We start from the raw sequence: 22592 nt of genomic DNA, 5'->3' as shown, positions 1-22592 counted from the left end.
GGACTTGCCTTATACTTGTCGCCTCTGGGCAAAGCCCCTCCGCTTTTCTATGTACAAAGGGGAGAAATCTGCGATGTCTCCCCTTTGGTTTGTTGCTTATTACTCCATGTCAACTGCGCCTAACCAGTCGGAACCAGTTGGATGCGGTTTGAAGTTTTTAAGTGCAGCGCTTCCTGCAAGTAGTGGTGTAGAGTGAGCAAGTGGTACCCACGGAGCATCCTCATGGATGATTTCCTGTGCTTTCTTGTACAGCTCTTCACGTTTTGCTGGATCTACTTCTGTTTGAGCATCGATCAGGATTTTGTGTACCTCATCGTTTTTGTAGTAAGAGTAGTTGTTGCTTCCGATATTGTCTTGGTCAAGAAGGACATATAGGAAGTTATCTGCGTCTCCATTATCCCCTGTCCAACCAAGTAAGAATGCGTCTGCTTCTCCGTTTTTCGCCTTTTCAAGATAAGTAGCCCACTCGTAAGATACGATTTTCGCTTTAACTCCTACTTCAGCTAAATCCGCTTGAATTGCTTCTGCTACTTTTTGACCGTCAGGCATATATGGACGAGGTACAGGCATAGCCCATAGTTCCATTTCAAATCCATCCTTATGACCTGCTTCAGCAAGAAGTTCTTTCGCTTTTTCAGGATTGTATTCATAAGGCTCGATATCTTCATTGTATCCACCGATTACTGGAGGCATCGGGTTTTTCGCCATTTCTGCTTTTCCTTCGAAGAAAGCATCAATGATTTCTTGCTTGTTGATTGCATAGTTGATTGCTTGACGTACTTTAGGATCATCAAAAGGTTTACGAGTAGATGTCAAACCTAAGTATCCAACGTTCATAGACGGACGTTCGAATAATTGCAGGTTGTCATCACCCTCAACTTTACTCGCATCACTCGGATTTACTCCATCAGCAAGGTCGATTTCACCAGAAATCAGTGCATTCAGACGAGCTGAGTTTTCAGGAATCGATTTGAATACGACTTGATCTAACTTTGGTAAATCTTTGTTCCAGTAGTCTTCGTTTTTCTCTAGTACGATTTTGTCATTACGCTTCCACTCAACAAATTTGAAAGGACCTGTCCCTGCATCTGTCGGTGTTTCAGCAAGCTTTTCTCCTAATTCATCAATTGCTTTAGGACTTACGATAGCGAAAGGACTCATGGCAACATTCTTTAAGAATGGAGCTTGAGGACGCTTTAATACGAATTCAACCGTCATATCATCAGTAGCTTTCACTTCTTTGATAACATGACCTTCATCAGCTTTAAAACCACCAAACATGGAACCGTAATATGGGAATTGATCTGCATTCCCGTTCATCCAGCGTTCGAAGTTCTTCACAACGGCATCTGCGTTGAAATCAGTGCCATCCTGGAATTTCACGCCTTCACGCAGCATGAATGTATACGTCAGACCATCCTCGGATACTTCCCACTTTTCAGCTAATCCCGGGTTTACTTCTGTATCCTGTTCTCCGAATTTCACAAGTGTTTCGAAGATGTTCTTTGTTACTTTAAATGATTCACCGTCGGTTACTGTTCCTGGATCAAGTCCAACAGAGTCTCCTCCGCGACCAAAGATCAGTACTTTAGGATCTCCCTTATCTCCACTGTCGCCGCTGTTCCCTGAAGATTTTTCATCTCCTCCGCATCCGTAAAGTACGGATGATACGAGCAGGATGAGCAGCATTAAAATTGACCAGCTCTTTTTCCTCAACTAAATCCCCTCCTGAATAATGTTTATATACTTATGAGACTTGCCGCTTTAGTAAAGATGGCAAGCTACATAATGCCCTGGTTGGTGTTCCTTGAATTCAGGTACCTTCTGCTTACACATGTCTGTGGCATGCGGGCACCTGGTATGGAATGTACATCCACTCGGTGGATTGGAAGGACTCGGAATGTCCCCCTGTAAAAGGATCGTATCCCTTTCGAAATCGGGATCCGGCACCGGAACCGCTGAAAGGAGTGCCTGGGTGTATGGATGAAGCGGCTTTTCATACAGGTTTTCACTATCACTCAGCTCCACCATTTTCCCGAGATACATCACACCCACTCGGTCACTTATATGCCTGACTACACCCAGATCATGCGCGATGAAAATATAGGTGAGTCCGAATTCTTTTTGTAAATCCTGCATTAAATTCAATACTTGGGATTGAATCGATACATCAAGGGCCGATACTGGTTCATCGGCTATGATAAGCTTCGGCTTTGTCATAAGTGCCCTTGCAATCCCGATACGCTGCCTTTGCCCCCCACTGAATTGATGGGGATAGCGTTTGGCATGGTAGCTACTTAACCCTACGATATTGAGGAGTTCGTGAACCCTTTCTTTTCTTTCCTTGGCAGACCCCATTCCATGAACCTTCAAAGGTTCTTCAAGAATCTTTTCTACGGTATGCCTTGGGTTCAACGATGCAAACGGATCTTGAAAGACCATCTGCATTTCCCTGCGAATTTTCCTCATCTCCGAGTTTGATAGACTCGTAAGCTCCCTGTCCTCAAATGTGACCTTTCCGTCAGATGGATCGATGAGTCTCATGAGCATCCTGCCGGTCGTCGACTTTCCACAACCACTTTCTCCTACGATACCTAGTGTTTCTCCTTTATTGACGGTGAAGGAAACCCCATCCACCGCTTTCACCGAGCTGACAGGTCGTCCCAATATGCCGCCTGTGATAGGAAAATGTTTCTTAAGGTTCTCAACCTTTAGCAACGGTTCCGTCATAAACTCCCTCCTCCACTTCATCGAACAGGAAGCATCGTGTGCAATGTCCTTGTGATGTTTCATATAATTCAGGTGTTTCCACTAAGCAGCGATCGAATGCTGAATCACAGCGTGCTGCAAAACGGCACCCAGTCTTAATGGACCCCGGTTTCGGAACATTCCCCTGAATCGAATGTAATCGCTGTTGTTTAATACGCATATCAGGTACGGACTGTATCAGACCTTTGGTGTAAGGATGTTGAGGGTTCTTGAAGATTTCTTCTACGGTCCCCTCCTCCACCACCTTGCCTGAGTACATAACGACTACCCGTTCACACGTTTCAGCAACGACTCCCAGATCATGTGTGATCAGAAGTACCGCTGTATTCAGCTCTTTATTCAGCCTCTTCATCAGCTTTAATATCTGGGCCTGGATCGTCACGTCCAGTGCCGTTGTCGGTTCGTCTGCAATCAGGACGCGGGGGTCGCATACCATCGCCATGGCAATCATGACCCTTTGTCTCATCCCACCGGATAATTGATGAGGATATTCCTTTATCAATTCCTCCGCTCTCGGCAGTCCGACCATTTTCATAATATCTACAGCTTTATCTCTTGCTTGTTTCTTTCCAACCTTCGTATGTATTCGTATTGCTTCAATTAATTGATCACCTATGGTAAAAACAGGGTTTAACGATGTCATCGGTTCTTGGAAAATCATCGCTATATCATTTCCCCGGATATCCCTCATCCGTTTCTCGGATGCTTGTGTCAGATCTTCATCTTTATAAAGGATCTTCCCACCTACAACTTTCCCCGGTGGATTCGGTACGAGACCCATGATGGATAGGGATGTAACACTTTTTCCACATCCACTCTCCCCGACGATCCCGAGAACCTCCCCTTCATTCACATGAAAACTGACTCCATCGACTGCAGGAACTTCTCCATCATCCGTAAAAAAGGAGGTCCTTAAATCTTCCACTTTCAGTAAAGGACGCTGTTCGCTCATTCAAATCCTCCTCTTATGAACTATCTCTCTTTTCTTAATAGTGCTTATTTTCTAAATTTTTATATGTTTCTTATTATACAAGATGTTACAAATGTTGCAATCCATTTTCAGAATTTTTCTACACAAAGTCGATATTCCTAACTCAATTCAATATATGTCCAATTAACCTGTTCATTCCTTCCAGATAAAGTTATTTAGTCCTACGATACTCATGTCACACCTGAAATAAGTTTGATATGTTTTTTGGAAACACAAAAAAAGTCATGACTTTTATCACGAAAATTGTGATAAGTCATGACTTACAATGCTATTGGTCAAGCTGCTGTACCTGGAAGAGTTTGTAGTAGTGACCTTGCTTTGCCATCAACTCTTCATGTGTTCCCATTTCGACAACTTCCCCATGTTCCATATGGATGATTCGGTCCGCGTGGGTGATCGTCGACAGGCGATGGGCCACGATGAAGGTTGTCCGGTCTTTTGCCAGGATTTCAAGAGACTCCTGGATGAGATGTTCACTTTCTAAATCTAGGGCAGATGTCGCTTCATCCAGGATAAGGATCGGTGGATTCTTTAAGAATACCCGTGCGATTGCCACCCTTTGCTTCTGACCGCCGGACAGCTTCACACCGCGTTCTCCAACACGGGTGTCATACCCTTGAGGCAGTTTCATGATGAACTCATGGGCATTTGCCGCTTTCGCCGCCTCTATGACCTCTTCATCCGTCGCCAGGGGATTACCGAACTTAATATTCATTTTGACGGATTCACTAAAGAGGATATTGTCTTGTAACACCATTCCGATATTATCCCGCAACGACCTGACCTGAAATCTCCTGATGTCCGTACCGTCTAAAAGGATTTCACCTTCCGTCACATCATAAAAGCGTGGAATCAGGCTGACCAAGGATGATTTTCCTCCACCGCTCATTCCGACCAATGCAACAGTTTCTCCCGTTTTAATGTCCAAATTAAGGTTGCGGAGTACTCTGTCTTCATCTGATTCGTAACGGAACGAGACATTGTTAAACGTGATATCCCCACGAACATTATTACAAGGAACGGCTCCCGGATCATCGTCAATATCATACTTTTCATCCATGAACTCAAACACTCGATCCATGGAAGCAATCGATTGAGTCAAGGTTGTAGAAGAGTTCACCAGTCGTCTGAGCGGTCCGTACAGACGGTCGATATATGCAATAAAGGCAGCCATTGTACCAATGGTAAGGTCTTTTTCAATTACCTGCAGACCTGCATAACCGATAATGATTAAAGGTGAAATATCTGTAATGGTATTGACCACTGCGAATGCTTTCGCATTCCAGCTTGTCTGCTTTAAAGCCTTCGTTAAGAAATTATTATTCTGCTCCTGGAATTGCTTTTGTTCATAATCTTCCACTGCAAAACTTTTGATGACAGCCATACCCTGAACCCGTTCGTGCAGATGACTCTGTACTTCTGCAAGCGCCTGGGAGCGTTCTCTCGTCAATCCCCTGAGCCTCCCGAAGAAATACCGGACAGAGAAAGCGTAGAAAGGAAAGGCAATTAGAGATACTAAGGTGAGGGAAATATCCATCGTGAACATGATGGACAGGGCAATGACAATGGTAGCCGCGTCCAACCAAAGATTCATCAATCCTGTGATGACGAAATTCTTCGTTTGTTCCACATCATTGATGACCCTAGAGATGACTTCTCCCGCCCTCGTATTGGAATAATATTTAAAGCTGAGCCGTTGTATATGTGAGAATAAATGGTCCCTCAAGTCATACAGGATCTTGTTTCCCGTCCACTGCGCAAAATACTGCCGATAGTACTCCACCGGTGGTCTGACGAGCAGGAACAGAACGAGCATGATTCCCATGATCATGAGCAGCTGACTCGTCTTTTCATCAGCGCTTAACCCTTTGGCTCCGACAATATCATCGATGACATATTTGATTAATATCGGAATCAGAAGGGGAATCGTAAATTTGATGATACCTATGATTAATGTACCTATGATCTGCCATTTATAAGGTTTGACAAACTGAAGGTACCGTTTAATACTATCCAATCAAATACTCCTTTCTAAGATGTATATGTTTAGTTTACCCCAATAAAAAGGGGTGACCCTGTATAGAAAGAAGTGCGTCTCCTCCATAAAGACCTAACAATCGATCAGGGGAAGGTTGCTTCTTACCAGGTCAGCCCATTGACACTTATACAATTTTTCAAGTCCAGTTATCCCCTATGCGTCAGATAACGCTCGTACCAAATATCGATAAAATCCGGGGCAAACGGACCTTTTCTTTGTCGGATCCAGCGAACAAGCTTTTCGACATTCCGCTTTAGGATGTGATCGATCACATCCGGATAACCGTATAATTTTCGATGAGCTTCATACTCATCTTCATCAAGCAAGGTATAGGTCATGTCGGGAAACACTTTAATATCGAGGTCGTAATCGATATACTTGATCGCCTCATGATCATATACAAATGGTGAGCTTAAATTACAATAATAATAAATACCGTCCTCACGAATCATACAAATAATATTGAACCATAGCTCCGAATGAAAATAACAAATGGCCGGTTCTCGGGTCATCCACGTCCTTCCGTCTGACTCCGTCACCATCGTCCGGTCATTTCCACCGATGATCTGATTCGTCGTCCCTTTCAGGACAGTCGTCTCATTCCAGATTCGGTGAATGTTTCCGTCATGCTTAAAGCTATGTATTTGTACAGATTTTCCTTCAGTGGGAACCGCCATCGTACCCCCTTCTTTCGTTTCAAAATTACCCTTATATATACTTGTCTATTTTATCATTATAACGTTTCCACAGAAAATTTAAAACAAAAGGGCTACCCTTAAAGAAAATATCCTTAAGAATGGCCCGAAATTGATAGTAACTGGGGGTGTTCTCCTCAGAACACCTGTTAATGTTCAGGTAGTGACTCCGTTTTGTTCCTTTTGATAAGAACGAATCACCTCATCGGTTTGCTTTTGAAAGATTTTTTGGATTTCCTTGAGATCCCTCTTTTTAGTGAGGATTTCCTTCTGTATCGATTCTACCTTTGTCATCTCCTGAAGCTCGATCAATTCTTCCTCCAACACCTGGCAACGCTCTATCTCGGACTGAAGATATAGCAACTTATCCATCGTCTCCAACTGCACAGTAACCAACTCATTAAAACGCTGCTGTATCACTTCAACCAACTCCTCTAAACAAGCTCTCCTAACACATTCTCCCTTCAGTTCACAAACCCTTTGACTACTTCTGTCACAATGGGGAAAGTTTTGTCGAGGTGAATGATAGAGGTGGTGGGGTTGGTGATGATTTCATGTATGTTAAAAGACGGAATTGCCTTGCAGAATGACGCAAAAAATAAAAAAACGACGCGATTCCTATAAAAAAGAAGCAATAAACCCTCCAACCCCTCTTCAAAAAAGACATTCCCCCTCCAATCGAGCACTTTCTCAAAACCTATCATGCTTTCTCAGACAGAATTACCCCTGAACCGGTCATATCCTCCCCCCAAAAACGAAAAAGCACCCATTTAAATGGGTGCTTTTTCCGTCAAGAACAATTCAATTATTGTTGTTGACCGTATTTACCAGAAGCTTTCGCTTTGTTAGCTTCTGCTTGTTGGTTTTGTTGCTTCACTTGTTGTGCAGCAGTTGTTTCTGAAGCGAACTCAGTACCGTATTGTTGGTTAGTCGCTCCAGCTTGAGCGTTTTGTTGTTTCACGTGTTGAACGCTTGTACCAGATTGAGTTTTGTTTGGTTGTTTTGCCATTGTAATCACCTCCACGCTTATTAAGATAACCAAGCGTGGATTTCACTATTCGACCAATTTCAGGAAAAACATTCCATTAAACAAGCAGGGAACGACCACCGTCCACGATGATGGTTTGCCCTCTAATCATGGAAGAATCGTCCGAAACAAGGAACATGACCGACTTCACAAGGTCATCTATTTCGACCATGCGTCCTGCAGGTGTTTTACTGCGGGCATCTTCCAGCAGCTCTTCACGGTTAGGGAAGTGCTTCAGAGCATCTGTATCGATTGCCCCACCTGAGACTGCATTCACAATGATGCCTTTTGGTGCAAGTTCAACAGCAAGATAACGCGTAAGGGCTTCTACTGCAGCCTTTGACACCCCCACTGTTGTGTAATTATCCAAATAGCGAATGGATCCCAACGAGCTGATGCTCACGATGCGTCCACCGTTATCCATTAATTTTGCCGCCTCCTGGGCACAGAACAATAGAGCCTTGCTGTTGATGTTCATCGTCCAATCCCAATGAGATTCTTCAAGTTCCATCACAGGACGCAAAACTCCTGAGGCAGCGTTGCTCACCAATACGTCCAGACGGCCGAACTCTTCTTTGATCTGTTCGAACATGGATTTGATTTTATCCACATCACCGACATTCGCACGGACAACAAATGCTTTCTGTCCAAGTTTTTCAACTTGTTCAGCTGTTTCAAGGGCACCTTTTTTGCTTCTGGCATAGTTGATGACGATATCGTATCCTTTTTCAGCCAGCTGGATGGCGATTTCCCGTCCAAGACCGCGGCTGCTTCCTGTTACTAATGCTACTTTTTGACTCATGATTCTTCATCCTTTCCATTTCATTTTCCAATTGCTCCAAGGCATAAACAGACCCTGAACAAGCAAACTAATAAGAACATATCAGTTAATTGGAGGAATGAGTTATGTATGTAGGCAGAGATATGACCGAGCTTTCAATGATCTCGAAAGATGAATGGAAAGAAAGCGAACTTGCTTTCTTTCATCATTCACTACAACAAATAGTACCCTATTTAAACGCAGAAGGACAATCTATTCACCGGGAAATCGTCGAAGAAATTGAAAACCGGGGTGGATTGAAGCGAGGAGAAGCTGATTACACTCATGGCACAAAGATCAGTTACGACTGAATGTACATGACTGAAGGAAGCAGCCGTCCGCGCTGCTTCCTTCTATTTCTGTAATATTCCTTCTCCTGTTTCCTTCCAGATTTTTTGGTGTGAGACAGGGAAAGCATACTTCTCCATTTCCTCTTGGGTAACAGCCATAAGATCTGTTCCTTCAAGGGTAGTACTGTCAACTGATCCCACATATACTTCAATATCCCAAACAATATGAGAGAAAATGTGCTGTATCTTTGTCACAACACCAGCCTTGACAGAGCAATCCACTCCATATTCTTCTTCCATAAGATCAAGCAATTGCTTCCGTCCACTGCTAGTATTCCCCACTTCAAAATTAGGGAATTCCCATAAATTAGCGAGCAGCCCTTTAGATGGACGTTTATGAATCACGACCCGATCATCTTCAGTGAACAGCACGGCAGCCGCCATATTGAGCTTGCGGGCAGATTTCTTCTTTGATTTAACGGGAAGTTCGGCTTGCACTCCTTCTTCAAAAGCCTGGCAGTGTTCCCGCACAGGACAAAGAAGACATGAAGGTGATGTCGGGGTGCAAATCAAAGCACCAAGTTCCATCAATGCCTGGTTGAAGTACGATGGATTTTCCTTGGAAATCAAGTCCCTTACCGCTTCTTCAAACACTTTTCTCGAAGAAGGCTTTGCGATATCAAGCCAAATGGAGAGAATGCGTGAAAAGACTCTCATCACATTTCCATCTACAGCAGGCTCCGGTTTACTGTATGCAATACTTAAAATCGCCCCCGCCGTATACGGTCCCACTCCTTTTAAAGAAGAAATTTCCTTAGGGGTATCAGGGACGACCCCTTCGTACTTTTCATTTACTTCTTTAACGGCAGTCTGCAAATTTCTGACTCTGGAATAATAACCAAGCCCTTCCCATGCTTTCAGGACATCTTCTTCATCAGCAGAAGCAAGAGCATTTATGGTAGGAAACTTTTCTATGAATCGGTTAAAATAAGGTATGACCGTATCCACCCTCGTTTGCTGAAGCATGATTTCCGACACCCACACTTTGTAAGGGTCCTGATCCTTCCTCCACGGCAAGTCACGCTGTTCTCTCGAAAACCATGAAATTAAATCTTTCTGAAATTCCTCACTGTTGATGGTCTGTAAATGTTTCAATGGTTCTTCTATCAATTTTGTACCTCCAGGATGTTAAATGTTACATTGAATAGGGAATAATTAATTAGCGACCTGTTTTTAGGCATAAAAGGTTTATTTCTTGCAATCCACCACAAATACATTCGTCCAATAATCCAAATAATAAATGATGACGGGACATCCGTAAACGTTTTAACACATGAAAATGGGATTCAGTTGGAACCACAAAGGTTTCAATGTAGCGATTCGATTCGTCTCCGGCTTTCTCCCAATGGACATTGAAAGCATCATATTGTGGTAATGTCTCTGCGATACTGGTCATAATTTGCTTATATCGAGACTGTAGATTCTGCTTTATTTCGTATTCCATATAAATGTGCAAGGTGTTTTTCATTTGTAATGATCTCCTTTTAACCATATCATGATCACCAATGACAAGTCATAAACAAATCTTAGAAATTGCGAGCCAAGGGAGGACTTTTTTTGGATACAGGCACTCATATCGTCATGGGCTTCGCTCTCGGGGGATTGGCTACATTGGATCCCGTTGTTGCCGAAAGTGCGGCCACTTCTCAAAGCGTGTTGGTTGCAGCTGTCATCGGCTCTCAAATACCTGACATTGATACCGTTTTGAAATTACGTAATAATGCCGTTTATATACGCCACCATCGTGGAATTACACATAGCATTCCCGCGGTTATACTTTGGCCGCTTTTGATCGTTGCTTGTCTTTATCCGTTTTTCCCTGGGGCAGACCTGCTTCATTTATGGATTTGGACATTTGTGGCCGTATTCCTTCATGTATTTGTCGACATTTTCAACGCTTACGGGACACAGGCAATTCGTCCAATATCGTCGAAATGGGTCGCATTAGGGGTCATCAACACATTTGATCCGGTTATTTTCGGGATTCATATTGTCGGATTGATCCTTTGGGGCATCGGACTGCCGCCAGGAAAAACTTTTTTGGTCATGTACCTTGTCATTTTTGCCTACTATGTACTGAGATTCCAAGTACAAAAAGCGGTAAAAAATGCGGTGAAAAGAAGAATCCCGAAAGCGGAAAAAATTATCGTCTCCCCTACGATCCGATTCTTCCAATGGCGCCTGGCCGTCGTCACCAAAGAACATTATTACGTGGCAAGGGCTTATAGAAGGTCGATTACGATTTTTGATAAATTCGAACGCGTGGCGATACCGGAAAATCCCGTCATCCGCGCCGCCCAAAAAGATAGAAACCTGGCCGCTTTTCTCTCCTTTTCCCCGGTTTACCGCTGGGAAGTGGATGAGTACGATGACCATTATGAAGTCCGCTTCATCGATCTCCGTTATCGCAACAATGGACACTATCCTTTCGTCGCGCTGGTGCAGCTGGACAAAGACCTGAACATCGTCAGTTCCTACACAGGCTGGGTGTTCAGCGAAGAAAAACTACGCTCAAAAGTCGACATCGACATTTTAATTGATTAAAGCAATGAGGGACGGACCTTTAAAGGTCCGTCCCTCATTTTTTTCCATCAATGCACCTGATTGTCGTCTTTATCATCGATGAGATGCTTGTATTTAGGGTTTTGGGCAGCAAACTCATGGATCTGTTCACCATATGTATTGACCCACTGTCGAACGACTTTCTCCGTTACGACTTTTCCTTTATAGTCATAACCTGCTTTAGCATATGTCGCTTCGAAATCCTCCCATACGAGTTCGATCCAGGTCCTCGCTTTTTCATAGGAAAGCTTTTGATTTTTTTCCATTAACAATTGTGTTAATTCGTGGAATGTTGACTCCATATTGTCTCCTCCTTTTCCATATATTTAGTTCGTACATTCATGATAATGTCGACCATTTCACCCATACTAAAGATACGTGGTTAAGCTTAGTTTGAATCTTTGCTTCTTCACGGTATAAGTCAGTACATTTCACCTTTTAGGAGGCACATTATGCGAAATAAATCGACAGGGTTCCCCAACATGAACAACAACAAATTCGAAGGTGAACCGCGAGCAAAGGCGGAATATGCATCTAAAAGGGCCAACGGCACCATCAATACCCATCCACAAGAACGTATGAAATCTTCTGGACAAAGAGATCACGACTCACTTTAAGAAAGTGACATTTTGATTAGGGGGTAGTCACGATGGCAAACATGAAAAACAACTTCTACCGCAACAAGTACAGCAGTCCATTTAACAAGGCATTCTACAATCCGAAGCATGCCCATTCACAGGCTAATGGACAAACGACACAAACTCAAGACTTAATCATTCTAGAGAACCAGACACGTAAGCGTTCCTAGACCTACAGAGGTCCGTCCCTCTTGACGGACCTCTTCCCTATTTCTTTTCCCCTGCCAAAAGGGAAATCGGAAGGGCTTCTTCTTTACCGTCTCCACCAAGGCGGTATCCCCAGGCGAATACACCGTTCAAGTAATCCACTTTGAAATATGTACCCGGATCACCCTCAATCGCATAAATACCGCCAGGCTTGTACGCATCAGGATTCATGAGGTAAGCCTGTGCCATAAGGGCTTTACGCTCCAATACGGCAAACTCATTCACAATCCCCAGCTGCTCAGCCTTCCTTGCCTTCTCCTTCAACGAAGCAATCTCCTGCTTCAACTCATGCTCCGTCATCTCACTATATCTTCTCTCTTGTTCCATTCTCATCACCTCTACTAATAGTAGTATAGAGAAAATGATACAATAAGAAAAGCGCAGGGGCTTTGATTAGACCCGACACCCACAAGAAAGGATGAATCAACATGAAAACAGCCATCATCACAGGCGGAGGCTCTGGCCTCGGTAAAGAATTAGGCAAACTCCTAAGCGAACAAGGATTTCATATCTTCTTGCTCGGAAGAACCGAAGATACTTTAAAACAAGCAGTGGCTGAAATTGAAAGTATTGGCGGAGAAGCCTCATTTGCCACACTGGATATCCGTTCAAATGATGACATCGAAAAGCTGCATGACCATTTTTCAAATCACAGCATTCAGCTCCTCATACATAACGCAGGTGTAGGCTATTTCGGTCCGTTTAAAGATTCGAATGACGATGAATTAGTAAGCATGTTCGAAACCAATGCACTTGGGCCGATCCGGTTAACGAAGGCCCTACTGCCTCTTCTTGATCAACACAGCACCATTCTGAACATCATCTCTACAGCCGGACTTAGAGGAAAGAAGAATGAATCACTCTATGTCGCAAGTAAATTCGCTCTCAGAGGATTTGGAGAAAGTCTCCAAAAAGAATATGAAGACACTGACCTCAGAATCGTTAATGCCTATATGGGCGGAATGAACACTCCATTCTGGGACAATAGCGACCATATCAGTGACCCTTCACGACTCCGCTCCCCTAAAGAAGTGGCAGAGCTGATCATGAATGACTATCCTGAAAAAGATGAAATCGTCATTGAATCAAAAAAATAATCAAACAGCCCTCGTCGTATGACGAGGGCTGAATTGTAAAATTCTTTCCTTCATTCTTCATTTTCTCTTAATTCTACTAATAGCTTTTCGATATCCTCCATGGAAAATCCTTTCCGATACAACGTTTGTTTCATCTTTTGTTCATATTCATATCCGTCATACTTTGAACTAAGCTTTCTGTGAGCCTTCAATCCCTGATGATAAACTGCTGTCCATCTCTCATCGTCATCCCTGTCGGATTCGACCGTTTCCCATACGATTTTCATGACAGGCCCGGGGTACCCTTTCCTCATCATGTTCTGCTCGATTTTTTGCTTTGCAATCATCCTGGAGTCTTTTCGATACTTATGGAGGAGCTTCTCTGTTAATGCGACTGCTTTATCCACTTGCTTCTCCAGTGTAAAAGCAGCGAGCGCTTCTTCAATATGGGAGTCCCCTACCCCTTTCCTTCTTAATTCGCCCCGTATCCAAGTCGGTCCCTTGTCAGACGTATTCATCTGAGTACCGACAAATGCATGTGCGAATTCCAAATCATTGATGTATTTGATTTCATTCAATTTATGGACCACTTCTTGGATGATTCCATCCTCAGGGTCCCCTTCCTGCAAGTAATCACGGATTTCTTTCTCCGTCCTCATCCGGTAGGCAAGGTACTGAATCGCTTTGTTAAATGCTTTTTTCACGTCGTCTTCATACTGGATTTCAGAAATTTCAAGTTCATCCACATCCAGTCCTTTTCTCAGCTGAAATCTGGCAAGAACAGCTTCATCGACGCTGAAGGCATATTTTCCATCTATAAATAAATTATAACGCTCATCGTTTTTCACTTGTTTCGTGATTTTCGTAATCTTCCCCATTTTTTCCACCTCACCATAATCGTAACACATTCAACATATGTTTTTTATTCTGAAGATAGGTAAAATAATAAGTATAACTGGAGGGATGAAGATGAAGATTGCCATTACTGGTGGAACAGGTTTTGTCGGCAGTGCGCTGACAGAGGAACTTCTCTCACATCAACATGAAGTCATGATTCTTACACGTAATCCTGATAAATACGAAGCACGCCCAGGTGTGACATATGTGAAATGGCTTTCCGATGGCGCAAGACCAGAAGAGACGCTTGAAGGGATACATGCATTTATCAATCTTGCTGGTGAATCCATTAACAGTGGACGATGGACAGACGAGCGTAAGAAACGCATCATCAATAGTCGGATCCATTCCACTCAAGAAGTGATCAATATCATTAAGGCACTGAATGAAAAACCGGCATGCCTTATCAATGCCAGCGCAATCGGCTATTACCCTTCTTCTAAGAGTGATACGTATACAGAAACCTCAACGGAGACTGCAGATAATTTCCTCGGGGAAACCGTGCAGATTTGGGAAAAGGAAGCAGCCAAGGCCACACAGCTCGGTATACGAGTGGCCTATACGAGATTCGGCATCATTCTTGGCAAGGACGAAGGTGCTCTTCCACGTATCGCACTCCCCTATAAAATGTTCGTCGGTGGGACGGTCGGTTCAGGTGAACAATGGATGTCGTGGATCCATATTAAAGATATCGCACGAGCCGTACATTTTGTGGCCGATACGGATGGGATTGCGGGCCCGGTAAATGTCACTGCACCATCCCCCGTCACCATGAAAGAATTCGGTAAGACACTAGGTTCCGTTATGGGACGTCCCCACTGGATACCAGTCCCTTCACTCGCGTTAAAAGTAGCGATGGGGGAAATGAGCTCCCTTGTGTTAGAAGGGCAAAAAGTGCTGCCAAACGTCCTTTTAGAAAATGGATTCAAGTTTCAATATCCAGAATTAAAGGGTGCCCTGAAAGATATTTATCATTAAATGAAGGTATGCCCCCTCCTTTTCAAGGCAAAAATGATACTAATCTTGAAAAGAAGGGATGTACATAGGAATGGATAATAAGAAGAAGAAAGACAAAAACAAGTCGGTTCTATCAAGCGCACAGGAAGTAACGTACTCCAGGGAGTTCAAAGCAGCTGACCGTGCCGGTGGCTTCAGTTCAAAAGCCCACAGATAGTCAATTATTACCTAACTAAAAATCCTGACTTTGAAGAAAGATAAAGGTACAGGCCGTGAGCCTGTACCTTTATTTTTTAACCAAAAGGGGATGTTGATATTGGGAAGATCACGCGGCCATAGCAAAAGAGGAAACAAAAACAGCCTGCCACAAACACCCGCTCAGCTCAAATCTGATGGTGTTGATGAAGAGTTCTCTCGTGAACTTGCCGATCAGGCAGATATGGAAGCACAGGCTCGGGCAAACGCTGCAAACCAGCGTGCAAGAGTAAAGAAAAACCAATAGTACTTTCCCGTTCGTTAAAAAAAGTTAGGTTTTGAGGAAATTCAAGAATAGGGACCCCAGCTGTGACAGCTCGGGTCCCTTTTTTCAAACCACAATCGGCTTTTTATGCTTCTTTTCATGATGGTTGAACATCTGTTTCATATAAGGAATCATCCAGTGATCAGCCCCCCAACAATATGCCCCTCTTCCTGCAAACAGAAGGATGATCGCTGCTGTGTATAGAATTGGATTCGTGCTGACGGTTCCCGCGAGTAAAAAGTTTAAGTTCATGAATGCTCCTGCAATCAGCGCCGGTATGGTCATAAATCCAACAATCAATCCGATTCCCACCATAATCTCTCCCCAAGGAATCAGAACATTGAACAGTTCTACATTCGGTAAGGCAACCCCATTCAGGAATTCAGCGTACCAGCCTTGAACGGCTGGATGATCTCCTGTCGCTTTGGTCAATGCCCCTTGCAGAAAACCACTCGCATCAAAGCCACCATTCACTTTATGCCAACCTGCCTCCAGCCACTGTACACCCAACCAAATTCTCATCATCGTCCAAACAACGCTCACCTTTTGATTTTCCCACCATTTCATGATGGATCATCTCCTTACGGTTGTTTTTTGTGAAATTATTCACATATCATGACGAAATGAAGAATTCAGCTTAAGTGAAGAATGGATGATTGTGAATCATTTCACATTTACTTTACACCTATAATATACCTCTTCCCCACCCGGAATACAATAGGCATTCATTCCGTTCACAAAGGTGTCAAAATAGTCTTGTGTAAGGAGTTCCTCCATAGTTCAGCATCTGAAGGTATGATCGTAGCAACGGTCCCCAATCTTTCTTCTCTCCCCCTCATTACATCCATCTAAACATCCTAATAATGGAGTACATTTCTCTATTAAATATCCCTCATGTTCAGATCATACCTAAAACCGAAACTTTCTTATTTCCCACTCGTATTACATAATAGAGAAAAAACAGTTTCCGTTTACGGGGGATGAAACCATGAAATCAGAGAACAAGCTTTGGAGAATGTGGAAGGTATTATCTTTGGCCTTGTCAATTGTCGTAAGGGTCTATTGGTACCGATTGCGCGGTAAGTCCCAATGGGAAAAAGATAAACTTTGGGAACGTATCGGAAAAGAATTTAAAGAAACACTTTTCGAATTAAATGGAGTGTTGATAAAGGTTGGACAATTGTTGAGTATACGCGAGGACCTGCTTCCGAAAGGGTTTATCAGTCAAATTCAGGATCTGGTCGATCACGTCCCTCCTTCACCGTGGAAAGAAATCGAGAGTGTTCTTGAACGAGAATGGGGAAGCTCCATTTCTTCCAAGGTACAGGGAATTGACCATGAAGCCGTTGCTTCAGCTTCCATTGGGGAAGTGTATAAAGCGACCCTTCTTGATGGAACACAAGCGGCCATCAAAGTTCAAAGGCCAGAGATCCCTTCACTAGTCAAGACGGATTTTCGTACACTCTCCATCATCATCTGGTTTGCCCGACATTTTGCTCCCATGCCGAAAGGGTTCATTGATTTTAAAATGCTTTATAAGGAATTGAAACTGGTCATCGAACAGGAGCTCGACTTCTCCAAGGAAATGAATACCGCCATCTCATTTAAACAGCGGTTTAAAGAACATTCCAATGTAAAAATCCCCTCTATGTACCCTGAGCTATGCACAGACAAGGTGCTGGTAATGGAGTGGATTGATGGTGTCCGTTTAAATGATAGAGAAGCGATAGGGGTATATGGATTAGACGGGAAGAAGCTGGCGCAAGATTTATTCCGTCTCTTCCTCCCGCAATGGCTCGAGCCGGGGATCTTTCATGCCGATCCTCATGCCGGAAATATTCTCCTCCAACCTGATGGGACTTTCGTTCTCCTGGATTACGGAATGATCGGGGAAATTTCGAAAAGGGATTCCACACATTTTCAGCATCTTCTTGAAGGAGTCCTTCTAAAAAATTTCCGAAAAGCATCAGAGGCACTTGCTCAACTTGGTTTCCTGCTTCCCGACGCAAGTCCGAAAACGATCGAGCCTGTACTGAAGGAGTTTATCACCCTCGATATGGAGCAGTTCAAACAAATGGATTTGATTTCAGTAAAAAAGGAAATCAACGATATGGTGAAGTCACTTCCTGTGCAGGTGCCCACCCGATTTATCTTTCTGGGTCGTTCATTTGCCACCATCGAAGGACTTGTTCATACACTGAGTCCGGATGAAGAAACCCTTGATGTCGTCAAGCCTGCCTTCCTGGAATGGGTGAAGGACAGTAACACGAACAAATGGGATCTCCTCATGAAATGGGTTGGGGCCCAACCCCTCTTTCAGACTGTCCAGAAGGTACGACAGCTGTTGGATATCCCGGAAAAGGCACTGGAGCAAAAAGATCATCATCAACAAAATGAGTTTCATTTTAAGATGTATGAGAATCAAAAGAAGCAGGCATTCATTCTCCTACTGGCAGGAAGCTTTGGTGGATTTGCCGGGTTGACAATGGACATGGAGCTTTTCTGGCAAGGAAGCTTTGGACTTGCCGGATTTGGTTTTGCAGCGTATTGGGTCATCGGTAGCAAGCAAAGAAGATGGCTCAAAAAAATGAAGAATGGCCAACTGCATTAAATGTAAAAAGGTAACCTAAAATAAGGTTACCTTTTTATAGTAAAATCGAAACAGGAGGGATACAATGACTCACTCTAAAGAACCGTTTAATGATGTGACCGATCATATGTCAAAAATTGAAGGGGCTCCCATGAACAAACCCGAATTGGGAAGTCTTCCACTTGGGATCCGGATCATCGGATATGTTCTTTTTGGATTCATGGGCATTGGTGCTATTTGTGTCCTGATTCTGACTATTCTTTATTGACATTCGAGGCCATGAAGTTCACCTCTTTGACCTGATACTCCCCCAGCTCAACCCGATTATGGCCAATAAAATGAACCCCTTCCGCTTCCAGTGATAGCCTTTGAGTCATCATTTGCTCTTCATCTCGAAAACCAATTTCCCCTTTACTATTCAGAACTCTGTGCCACGGGAGGCTGTACTTCTCACTCATAGAATGGAGGATCCGTACGACCTGCCTTGCCGCCCTTGGACTGCCCGCAAGCGCAGCGATTTGTCCATACGTCATGACCTTCCCGGGAGGAATCATCTTTATGATTTTTACCGTTCGTTCTGTAAACGGCTTCATGATTATCACCTCTACTTTCCCTCTCGAAATACGGCCTTTTACCATTGTAATACGTAGAAGTGAATATAGGGAAATCAAGTCGCGTTCCTAGAAGATTTGCTCCCAGTATATTAAACTGTATATGAATGAATAGAAGGACGTGATAGAAAATGGACATTAAACTGATTGCACTGGATATGGACGGGACTCTCGTTAACCATGAGGGTGAAGTATCCCCGGAAAACGAACAAGCCATCCAACGGGCTAAGGAAAAGGGAATCCATGTTGTGTTAAGTACCGGTCGCTCCCTTTTCACATGCCGGGATATTTCAGATGAGCTTGGCCGATCATCCTATCTTGTGACTGTGAATGGCGGGGAAATCTACGATCATGAATATAATCTCGTAGACAGCATCCCTCTTGATATTGATCTTGTGAAACAGCTTTGGGCGTTGAAGGAGGAGCATGATGTGTACTTTTGGTCTTCCACTTCCCAGGGGTTATTCAATAGCAAGAAGCCTTTTGACCAAGACATTGAAACCTATAACTGGCTGAAGTTCGGATTTGATATCCAGGATGATGAGGTCCGTAAAGTTATGATGGATGAACTGATGAAGAATGAAGCACTTGAAATCACAAACTCATCTCCAACCAATATTGAAATCAATCCCGCCGGTGTCAATAAAGCCGCAGCATTGGTGAAGGTGTGTAAATGGCTGAACCTTTCAATGGATCAGGTTATGGCAGTTGGCGATAGCATGAATGATATTGCTATGATCCGTGAAGCAGGCTTCGGTGTGGCGATGGGGAATGCACAGGAAGCTGTAAAGGAAGCGGCTGATTGGATAACAGCCATCAACACCGATCATGGTGTCGCTCAAGCGATCGATAAAGTTTTGGAAGAAATCGAATAAATACACACTAAAGTGCCTGATTCAACGAGAATCAGGCACTTTCTCTATCCTGAGTGTCTATTCTTCTCTCATTACGTCCATACTGAGTGTTAAAAACAAGGATTGTACGCGATATGTATTTATTATTGGTAGTGGCTGTTTATCTGATTTTTGCCAAGCTTTTTATTGATTGGAAACGCTGGAAAGATTATTACCCGACGGTTCAATATTATATCATCTGTAACCTTACATATAACGTCATTTTTTATAATCATACTTTATGGAAGTACCAGGCTGTAACGGTGGACTGGCTAAACCATACCCTTATTGAACTCGTGTTCACCTTTTTCATTATTCCTGTTGTGATCATGATCTTTCTTCGCTACTATCCCTATGGTAAAAAGAAATGGCTGTATCTTACCTGCTGGATAACCTATTTCACATTTCTTGAATTCCTGTTTCATAAAAAAGGGCTGTTCCTGTATGAAAATGACTGGAATTTAGGGTGGTCCGCATTGTTTAACATCATCATGTTTTCAATTTTAGGGTTACATCATAAGAAACCTCTCCTTGCCATCATGATCTCCTTACCCATCATTGCCATCCTATTATTCATTTTCCATCCATCTTTACAAGATTTAAAGTGAGGGTGTTTCAATGTCTTCCTTTTCTACACCACTATTTATTATTTTGGTTTTAGGCGTTTATTTAACAATGGCCATTTATATCGCGATTTTGAAAAGGAAAGATTAAAAAAGAAGCACCCTTCACGGATGCTTCTTTCTCATTTATTTCACAATGATTTCATCATTTTCAACTGACACCATCAGTTCGTTCACGCCTTCTTCATCTAAAAGGAAATCGGCAATCTTATCTTCCACTCTTTCCTGGATGACACGACGCAATGGACGTGCCCCAAATTCAGGGTGGTAGCCCAGTTCCACAAGCTTCTGCTTCGCTTCCCCATCAATTTCCACAGTAATTCCCTGCTCTTTAAGCTCGGTCTCCAGCTCATTCAGCATCAGGTCGAGAATTCGAAGCAGCTCTTCTTTTTCAAGGGTTCCAAATTCTATGATGCTGTCGAATCGATTCAGGAATTCCGGTTTAAAGTAAGCACCCAATGATTGAAGAATATTTGTTTCTTTAATCGCGTCTGTGCCGCCGGTGTTGAAGCCGACAACCGCTTCCTTCTTGTCTGTCACACCTGCGTTGCTTGTCATGATGATGACGGTCTCTTTAAAGCTGACTGTTCTGCCCTGACTATCCGTAAGACGCCCGTCTTCGAGGATTTGCAGGAACATATGTTGAACATCGGGATGTGCCTTCTCAATTTCATCTAAAAGGATGATGGAGTAAGGATTTCGTCGCACCTTCTCTGTTAATTGACCGGATTCTTCATGCCCTACATATCCTGGTGGTGACCCGATCAGTTTAGAAACAGAGTGTTTCTCCATATATTCACTCATATCCAATCGAAGCATGGAATCTTTAGAACCAAACAGTTCTTCTGCCAGAGTTTTCGTAAGTTCTGTTTTCCCTACCCCCGTCGGTCCGACGAATAGGAATGATCCGATCGGCCGGTGCTTCGCTTTCAGTCCAGCGCGGCTGCGGCGGATGGCCTTCGCTACTTTTTTCACCGCTTCCTCCTGTCCGATCACTTTATGGGCAAGGTTTTCTTCCAGTGATTTCATACGTTTCCGGTCATCTCTTTGAAGCTTTCCAACCGGGATGCCTGTTTTTCCTTCGATGATCGTCTGGATCAATTCCTTTTCTACTCTAGCCTTTGCTTGGGATGATCCTTCGCCCAGCTGTTTTTCCAATTCTGCTTCCTGATCCCTAAGAATGGCAGCCTGTTCGTAGTTCTCTTCCTTCGTTGCTCGCTCTTTCCTCATTCGAATATCATTTAATTTTTTGTGGATGGCGGATTTATCTTTGCCTTCTGAGAGAAGGTTGAGTTTCGAACCGGCTTCATCCATCAAATCAATCGCTTTATCCGGGAGGAACCGGTCCTGGATATAACGATGTGATAACTTCACACAAGCCTCGATGGCCTCGTCTGAAAATTCCACTCCATGATAGTCTTCATATCTTTCCTTTAATCCTTTAAGAATTTCAATCGATTCCTCTGGAGTCGGTTCATTCACCATGACCGGCTGGAAACGGCGTTCAAGGGCAGCGTCCTTCTCGATTTGACGATACTCCTTAAGCGTGGTGGCTCCAATGACCTGCAGCTCACCACGGGCCAGGGCTGGTTTCAGGATATTCCCTGCATCCATGGAACCTTCTGCAGAACCCGCTCCCACTAATTGATGGATTTCATCGATGAACAGCATGACATTCTCGCGATTCTGCAGTTCATTGATGATGGCTTTCATCCTCTCTTCGAATGATCCTCGTACACCTGTACCTGCAGTCAATGATGCAACATCCATCACATATACTTCTTTATTCAATAGTTTGGATGGGACATCACCCGCCACAATTTTACGGGCAAGCCCCTCTGCGATTGCTGTTTTACCGACACCTGGCTCACCAATCAATACGGGGTTGTTTTTGTTGCGGCGATTCAGGATTTCAATGACACGCTCCACTTCCTTATCCCTACCGATGACGGGGTCAATCAAACCGGCTTTGGCAGCTCCTGTGACATTTCGACCGAATTGATCAAGGACGCCTCCTCCCCCTTTTCCACTCTGGATTTGGGGTGAAGATGGATGGTGCTGTTTTTGGAATCCCTGAGTTGGGTTTCCTGCCATGTTCATTCCTTTGAACAATTCTTCAAAAGGAAATCCTCCGTTTATTCCAGAAGGTGTCTGCTGCTTTTGAAAGCAAGCTGAACACATCTTCATACTGGACTTCTGATCATTCACCTGCGTATACACTTCAACCGTTGCTTGATTGTGTTGACATACTTGACATTTCATTAAACATGACCTCCTGTAGTTTTCTATATTTAAATCAATTGTTAGTTGGTTTAGGTAAGATCAATC

Annotated in this window: 28 protein-coding genes; 12 read left to right on the top strand and 16 right to left on the bottom strand. The window is 43.5% G+C overall.

Going from position 1 to position 22592, the window contains the following annotated elements; genetic code table 11:
* Positions 1-99: 99 nt before the first annotated feature.
* The 8 genes from LCL96_RS17600 to fabL all read right to left on the bottom strand — a co-directional run bounded on the left by LCL96_RS17600 (position 100) and on the right by fabL (position 8322).
* Positions 100-1689 carry an ABC transporter substrate-binding protein gene (locus LCL96_RS17600; RefSeq protein ID WP_224943560.1) on the bottom strand — a complete coding sequence of 530 codons (1590 nt, stop codon included), beginning with the start codon at positions 1687-1689 and terminating at the stop codon, positions 100-102.
* Between the two features lie 75 nt (positions 1690-1764).
* Positions 1765-2730, bottom strand: coding sequence for an ABC transporter ATP-binding protein (locus LCL96_RS17595; RefSeq protein WP_224943386.1), 966 nt, complete (start codon positions 2728-2730; stop codon positions 1765-1767).
* Entirely contained in the window at positions 2705-3721 is a 1017-nt protein-coding gene (locus tag LCL96_RS17590) for an ABC transporter ATP-binding protein (RefSeq protein ID WP_224943384.1), read from the bottom strand. Before LCL96_RS17590 ends, LCL96_RS17595 begins: the two co-directional genes overlap by 26 nt.
* Before the next feature lie 307 nt (positions 3722-4028).
* Positions 4029-5777, bottom strand: a complete 1749-nt coding sequence (locus tag LCL96_RS17585) for an ABC transporter ATP-binding protein (RefSeq protein WP_224943381.1) — start codon at positions 5775-5777, stop codon at positions 4029-4031.
* Positions 5778-5944: 167 nt separating this feature from the next.
* Positions 5945-6475 carry a DUF402 domain-containing protein gene (locus tag LCL96_RS17580; protein ID WP_224943379.1) on the bottom strand — a complete coding sequence of 177 codons (531 nt, stop codon included), beginning with the start codon at positions 6473-6475 and terminating at the stop codon, positions 5945-5947.
* A gap of 174 nt (positions 6476-6649) precedes the next feature.
* Positions 6650-6913, bottom strand: a complete 264-nt coding sequence (locus LCL96_RS17575) for a YgaB family protein (RefSeq protein WP_224943377.1) — start codon at positions 6911-6913, stop codon at positions 6650-6652.
* A 385-nt stretch (positions 6914-7298) separates the two neighbouring features.
* Complete coding sequence (locus LCL96_RS17570) at positions 7299-7502, bottom strand: gamma-type small acid-soluble spore protein (protein ID WP_224943375.1); 204 nt, start codon at positions 7500-7502, stop codon at positions 7299-7301.
* Positions 7503-7578: 76 nt separating this feature from the next.
* Complete coding sequence (fabL, locus tag LCL96_RS17565) at positions 7579-8322, bottom strand: enoyl-[acyl-carrier-protein] reductase FabL (RefSeq protein WP_224943373.1); 744 nt, start codon at positions 8320-8322, stop codon at positions 7579-7581.
* Between the two features lie 104 nt (positions 8323-8426).
* Between fabL and LCL96_RS17560 the strand changes: the two genes are divergently transcribed.
* A complete protein-coding gene (locus LCL96_RS17560; protein WP_224943371.1) occupies positions 8427-8651 on the top strand; it encodes a hypothetical protein in 225 nt (74 codons plus the stop codon).
* Between the two features lie 42 nt (positions 8652-8693).
* Here LCL96_RS17560 and mutY read toward each other — a convergent pair whose 3' ends face one another.
* Positions 8694-9800, bottom strand: coding sequence for an A/G-specific adenine glycosylase (mutY, locus tag LCL96_RS17555; protein ID WP_224943368.1), 1107 nt, complete (start codon positions 9798-9800; stop codon positions 8694-8696).
* 49 nt (positions 9801-9849) lie between these two features.
* Positions 9850-10158: a hypothetical protein gene (locus tag LCL96_RS17550; RefSeq protein WP_224943365.1), complete on the bottom strand. Its 309-nt coding sequence runs from the start codon at positions 10156-10158 to the stop codon at positions 9850-9852.
* Between the two features lie 89 nt (positions 10159-10247).
* On the opposite strand from LCL96_RS17550, the gene LCL96_RS17545 reads away from it, so the two are divergent.
* The gene (locus tag LCL96_RS17545; protein ID WP_224943363.1) at positions 10248-11234 is read left to right on the top strand and encodes a metal-dependent hydrolase; all 987 of its coding nucleotides are present in this window, start codon (positions 10248-10250) and stop codon (positions 11232-11234) included.
* Positions 11235-11281: 47 nt separating this feature from the next.
* Here the strand turns inward: LCL96_RS17545 and LCL96_RS17540 are convergent, their stop codons facing one another.
* On the bottom strand, positions 11282-11554 hold the full coding sequence (locus tag LCL96_RS17540; RefSeq protein ID WP_224943353.1) for a YfhJ family protein: 273 nt from the start codon (positions 11552-11554) through the stop codon (positions 11282-11284).
* A 150-nt stretch (positions 11555-11704) separates the two neighbouring features.
* Here LCL96_RS17540 and LCL96_RS17535 point away from each other — a divergent pair, with 150 nt between their 5' ends.
* Both LCL96_RS17535 and LCL96_RS17530 read left to right on the top strand, forming a co-directional pair.
* Entirely contained in the window at positions 11705-11869 is a 165-nt protein-coding gene (locus tag LCL96_RS17535) for a small, acid-soluble spore protein K (RefSeq protein ID WP_034762570.1), read from the top strand.
* Positions 11870-11901: 32 nt separating this feature from the next.
* Positions 11902-12060 (top strand): YpzG family protein, encoded by a 159-nt coding sequence (locus LCL96_RS17530; RefSeq protein WP_082051311.1) that lies wholly within the window; start codon positions 11902-11904, stop codon positions 12058-12060.
* 37 nt (positions 12061-12097) lie between these two features.
* On the opposite strand, the gene LCL96_RS17525 is transcribed toward LCL96_RS17530, so the two are convergent.
* Positions 12098-12424, bottom strand: a complete 327-nt coding sequence (locus LCL96_RS17525; RefSeq protein WP_113970051.1) for a YfhH family protein — start codon at positions 12422-12424, stop codon at positions 12098-12100.
* A gap of 101 nt (positions 12425-12525) precedes the next feature.
* Between LCL96_RS17525 and LCL96_RS17520 the strand changes: the two genes are divergently transcribed.
* On the top strand, positions 12526-13194 hold the full coding sequence (locus tag LCL96_RS17520; protein ID WP_224943351.1) for an SDR family NAD(P)-dependent oxidoreductase: 669 nt from the start codon (positions 12526-12528) through the stop codon (positions 13192-13194).
* A 50-nt stretch (positions 13195-13244) separates the two neighbouring features.
* Here the strand turns inward: LCL96_RS17520 and recX are convergent, their stop codons facing one another.
* On the bottom strand, positions 13245-14051 hold the full coding sequence (gene recX / locus LCL96_RS17515) for a recombination regulator RecX (RefSeq protein WP_224943349.1): 807 nt from the start codon (positions 14049-14051) through the stop codon (positions 13245-13247).
* Between the two features lie 91 nt (positions 14052-14142).
* On the opposite strand from recX, the gene LCL96_RS17510 reads away from it, so the two are divergent.
* The 3 genes from LCL96_RS17510 to LCL96_RS17500 all read left to right on the top strand — a co-directional run bounded on the left by LCL96_RS17510 (position 14143) and on the right by LCL96_RS17500 (position 15529).
* A complete protein-coding gene (locus tag LCL96_RS17510) occupies positions 14143-15048 on the top strand; it encodes a TIGR01777 family oxidoreductase (RefSeq protein WP_224943347.1) in 906 nt (301 codons plus the stop codon).
* Positions 15049-15118: 70 nt separating this feature from the next.
* Positions 15119-15244: a YfhE family protein gene (locus LCL96_RS17505; protein WP_079531092.1), complete on the top strand. Its 126-nt coding sequence runs from the start codon at positions 15119-15121 to the stop codon at positions 15242-15244.
* A 99-nt stretch (positions 15245-15343) separates the two neighbouring features.
* The gene (locus LCL96_RS17500) at positions 15344-15529 is read left to right on the top strand and encodes a YfhD family protein (RefSeq protein WP_060673389.1); all 186 of its coding nucleotides are present in this window, start codon (positions 15344-15346) and stop codon (positions 15527-15529) included.
* An 84-nt stretch (positions 15530-15613) separates the two neighbouring features.
* Here the strand turns inward: LCL96_RS17500 and LCL96_RS17495 are convergent, their stop codons facing one another.
* A complete protein-coding gene (locus LCL96_RS17495) occupies positions 15614-16114 on the bottom strand; it encodes a DoxX family protein (protein ID WP_224943345.1) in 501 nt (166 codons plus the stop codon).
* Positions 16115-16535: 421 nt separating this feature from the next.
* Here LCL96_RS17495 and LCL96_RS17490 point away from each other — a divergent pair, with 421 nt between their 5' ends.
* Positions 16536-18158 (top strand): ABC1 kinase family protein, encoded by a 1623-nt coding sequence (locus LCL96_RS17490; protein ID WP_224943339.1) that lies wholly within the window; start codon positions 16536-16538, stop codon positions 18156-18158.
* Positions 18159-18222: 64 nt separating this feature from the next.
* Positions 18223-18405 carry a hypothetical protein gene (locus tag LCL96_RS17485; protein WP_224943337.1) on the top strand — a complete coding sequence of 61 codons (183 nt, stop codon included), beginning with the start codon at positions 18223-18225 and terminating at the stop codon, positions 18403-18405.
* On the opposite strand, the gene LCL96_RS17480 is transcribed toward LCL96_RS17485, so the two are convergent.
* On the bottom strand, positions 18392-18730 hold the full coding sequence (locus LCL96_RS17480) for an MGMT family protein (protein ID WP_224943334.1): 339 nt from the start codon (positions 18728-18730) through the stop codon (positions 18392-18394). The two genes, LCL96_RS17485 and LCL96_RS17480, sit on opposite strands and share 14 nt — an antisense overlap.
* Positions 18731-18879: 149 nt before the next feature.
* Here LCL96_RS17480 and LCL96_RS17475 point away from each other — a divergent pair, with 149 nt between their 5' ends.
* Together LCL96_RS17475 and LCL96_RS17470 are read left to right on the top strand one after the other, a co-directional pair.
* Entirely contained in the window at positions 18880-19623 is a 744-nt protein-coding gene (locus LCL96_RS17475; protein WP_224943332.1) for a Cof-type HAD-IIB family hydrolase, read from the top strand.
* A gap of 113 nt (positions 19624-19736) precedes the next feature.
* Positions 19737-20249: a CBO0543 family protein gene (locus tag LCL96_RS17470; protein ID WP_224943329.1), complete on the top strand. Its 513-nt coding sequence runs from the start codon at positions 19737-19739 to the stop codon at positions 20247-20249.
* Between the two features lie 141 nt (positions 20250-20390).
* On the opposite strand, the gene LCL96_RS17465 is transcribed toward LCL96_RS17470, so the two are convergent.
* Positions 20391-22526 carry an ATP-dependent Clp protease ATP-binding subunit gene (locus LCL96_RS17465; RefSeq protein WP_224943327.1) on the bottom strand — a complete coding sequence of 712 codons (2136 nt, stop codon included), beginning with the start codon at positions 22524-22526 and terminating at the stop codon, positions 20391-20393.
* Between the last annotated feature and the right edge of the window lie 66 nt (positions 22527-22592).

This window comes from Rossellomorea aquimaris (genome assembly GCF_020172085.1).
GTDB classification, from domain to species: domain Bacteria; phylum Bacillota; class Bacilli; order Bacillales; family Bacillaceae_B; genus Rossellomorea; species Rossellomorea aquimaris_E.
Note: the sequence above shows the minus strand (reverse complement) of the source record. Positions and strands in the feature narration are given on the sequence as shown.

What these genes read in the sequence shown, in the direction of transcription:
- LCL96_RS17535 (WP_034762570.1), top strand. Translation starts at nt 11,705, where the DNA reads ATGCGAAATAAATCGACAGGGTTCCCCAACATGAACAACAACAAATTC.
- LCL96_RS17595 (WP_224943386.1), bottom strand. Translation starts at nt 2,730, where the DNA reads ATGACGGAACCGTTGCTAAAGGTTGAGAACCTTAAGAAACATTTTCCT.
- LCL96_RS17525 (WP_113970051.1), bottom strand. Translation starts at nt 12,424, where the DNA reads ATGGAACAAGAGAGAAGATATAGTGAGATGACGGAGCATGAGTTGAAG.
- LCL96_RS17465 (WP_224943327.1), bottom strand. Translation starts at nt 22,526, where the DNA reads ATGAAATGTCAAGTATGTCAACACAATCAAGCAACGGTTGAAGTGTAT.
- LCL96_RS17520 (WP_224943351.1), top strand. Translation starts at nt 12,526, where the DNA reads ATGAAAACAGCCATCATCACAGGCGGAGGCTCTGGCCTCGGTAAAGAA.
- LCL96_RS17600 (WP_224943560.1), bottom strand. Translation starts at nt 1,689, where the DNA reads ATGCTGCTCATCCTGCTCGTATCATCCGTACTTTACGGATGCGGAGGA.
- LCL96_RS17560 (WP_224943371.1), top strand. Translation starts at nt 8,427, where the DNA reads ATGTATGTAGGCAGAGATATGACCGAGCTTTCAATGATCTCGAAAGAT.
- LCL96_RS17470 (WP_224943329.1), top strand. Translation starts at nt 19,737, where the DNA reads ATGTATTTATTATTGGTAGTGGCTGTTTATCTGATTTTTGCCAAGCTT.
- LCL96_RS17505 (WP_079531092.1), top strand. Translation starts at nt 15,119, where the DNA reads ATGGATAATAAGAAGAAGAAAGACAAAAACAAGTCGGTTCTATCAAGC.
- LCL96_RS17570 (WP_224943375.1), bottom strand. Translation starts at nt 7,502, where the DNA reads ATGGCAAAACAACCAAACAAAACTCAATCTGGTACAAGCGTTCAACAC.
- LCL96_RS17590 (WP_224943384.1), bottom strand. Translation starts at nt 3,721, where the DNA reads ATGAGCGAACAGCGTCCTTTACTGAAAGTGGAAGATTTAAGGACCTCC.
- LCL96_RS17550 (WP_224943365.1), bottom strand. Translation starts at nt 10,158, where the DNA reads ATGAAAAACACCTTGCACATTTATATGGAATACGAAATAAAGCAGAAT.
- LCL96_RS17485 (WP_224943337.1), top strand. Translation starts at nt 18,223, where the DNA reads ATGACTCACTCTAAAGAACCGTTTAATGATGTGACCGATCATATGTCA.
- LCL96_RS17490 (WP_224943339.1), top strand. Translation starts at nt 16,536, where the DNA reads ATGAAATCAGAGAACAAGCTTTGGAGAATGTGGAAGGTATTATCTTTG.
- recX (WP_224943349.1), bottom strand. Translation starts at nt 14,051, where the DNA reads ATGGGGAAGATTACGAAAATCACGAAACAAGTGAAAAACGATGAGCGT.
- LCL96_RS17480 (WP_224943334.1), bottom strand. Translation starts at nt 18,730, where the DNA reads ATGAAGCCGTTTACAGAACGAACGGTAAAAATCATAAAGATGATTCCT.
- LCL96_RS17540 (WP_224943353.1), bottom strand. Translation starts at nt 11,554, where the DNA reads ATGGAGTCAACATTCCACGAATTAACACAATTGTTAATGGAAAAAAAT.
- fabL (WP_224943373.1), bottom strand. Translation starts at nt 8,322, where the DNA reads ATGAGTCAAAAAGTAGCATTAGTAACAGGAAGCAGCCGCGGTCTTGGA.
- LCL96_RS17580 (WP_224943379.1), bottom strand. Translation starts at nt 6,475, where the DNA reads ATGGCGGTTCCCACTGAAGGAAAATCTGTACAAATACATAGCTTTAAG.
- LCL96_RS17510 (WP_224943347.1), top strand. Translation starts at nt 14,143, where the DNA reads ATGAAGATTGCCATTACTGGTGGAACAGGTTTTGTCGGCAGTGCGCTG.
- LCL96_RS17475 (WP_224943332.1), top strand. Translation starts at nt 18,880, where the DNA reads ATGGACATTAAACTGATTGCACTGGATATGGACGGGACTCTCGTTAAC.
- LCL96_RS17495 (WP_224943345.1), bottom strand. Translation starts at nt 16,114, where the DNA reads ATGAAATGGTGGGAAAATCAAAAGGTGAGCGTTGTTTGGACGATGATG.
- LCL96_RS17530 (WP_082051311.1), top strand. Translation starts at nt 11,902, where the DNA reads ATGGCAAACATGAAAAACAACTTCTACCGCAACAAGTACAGCAGTCCA.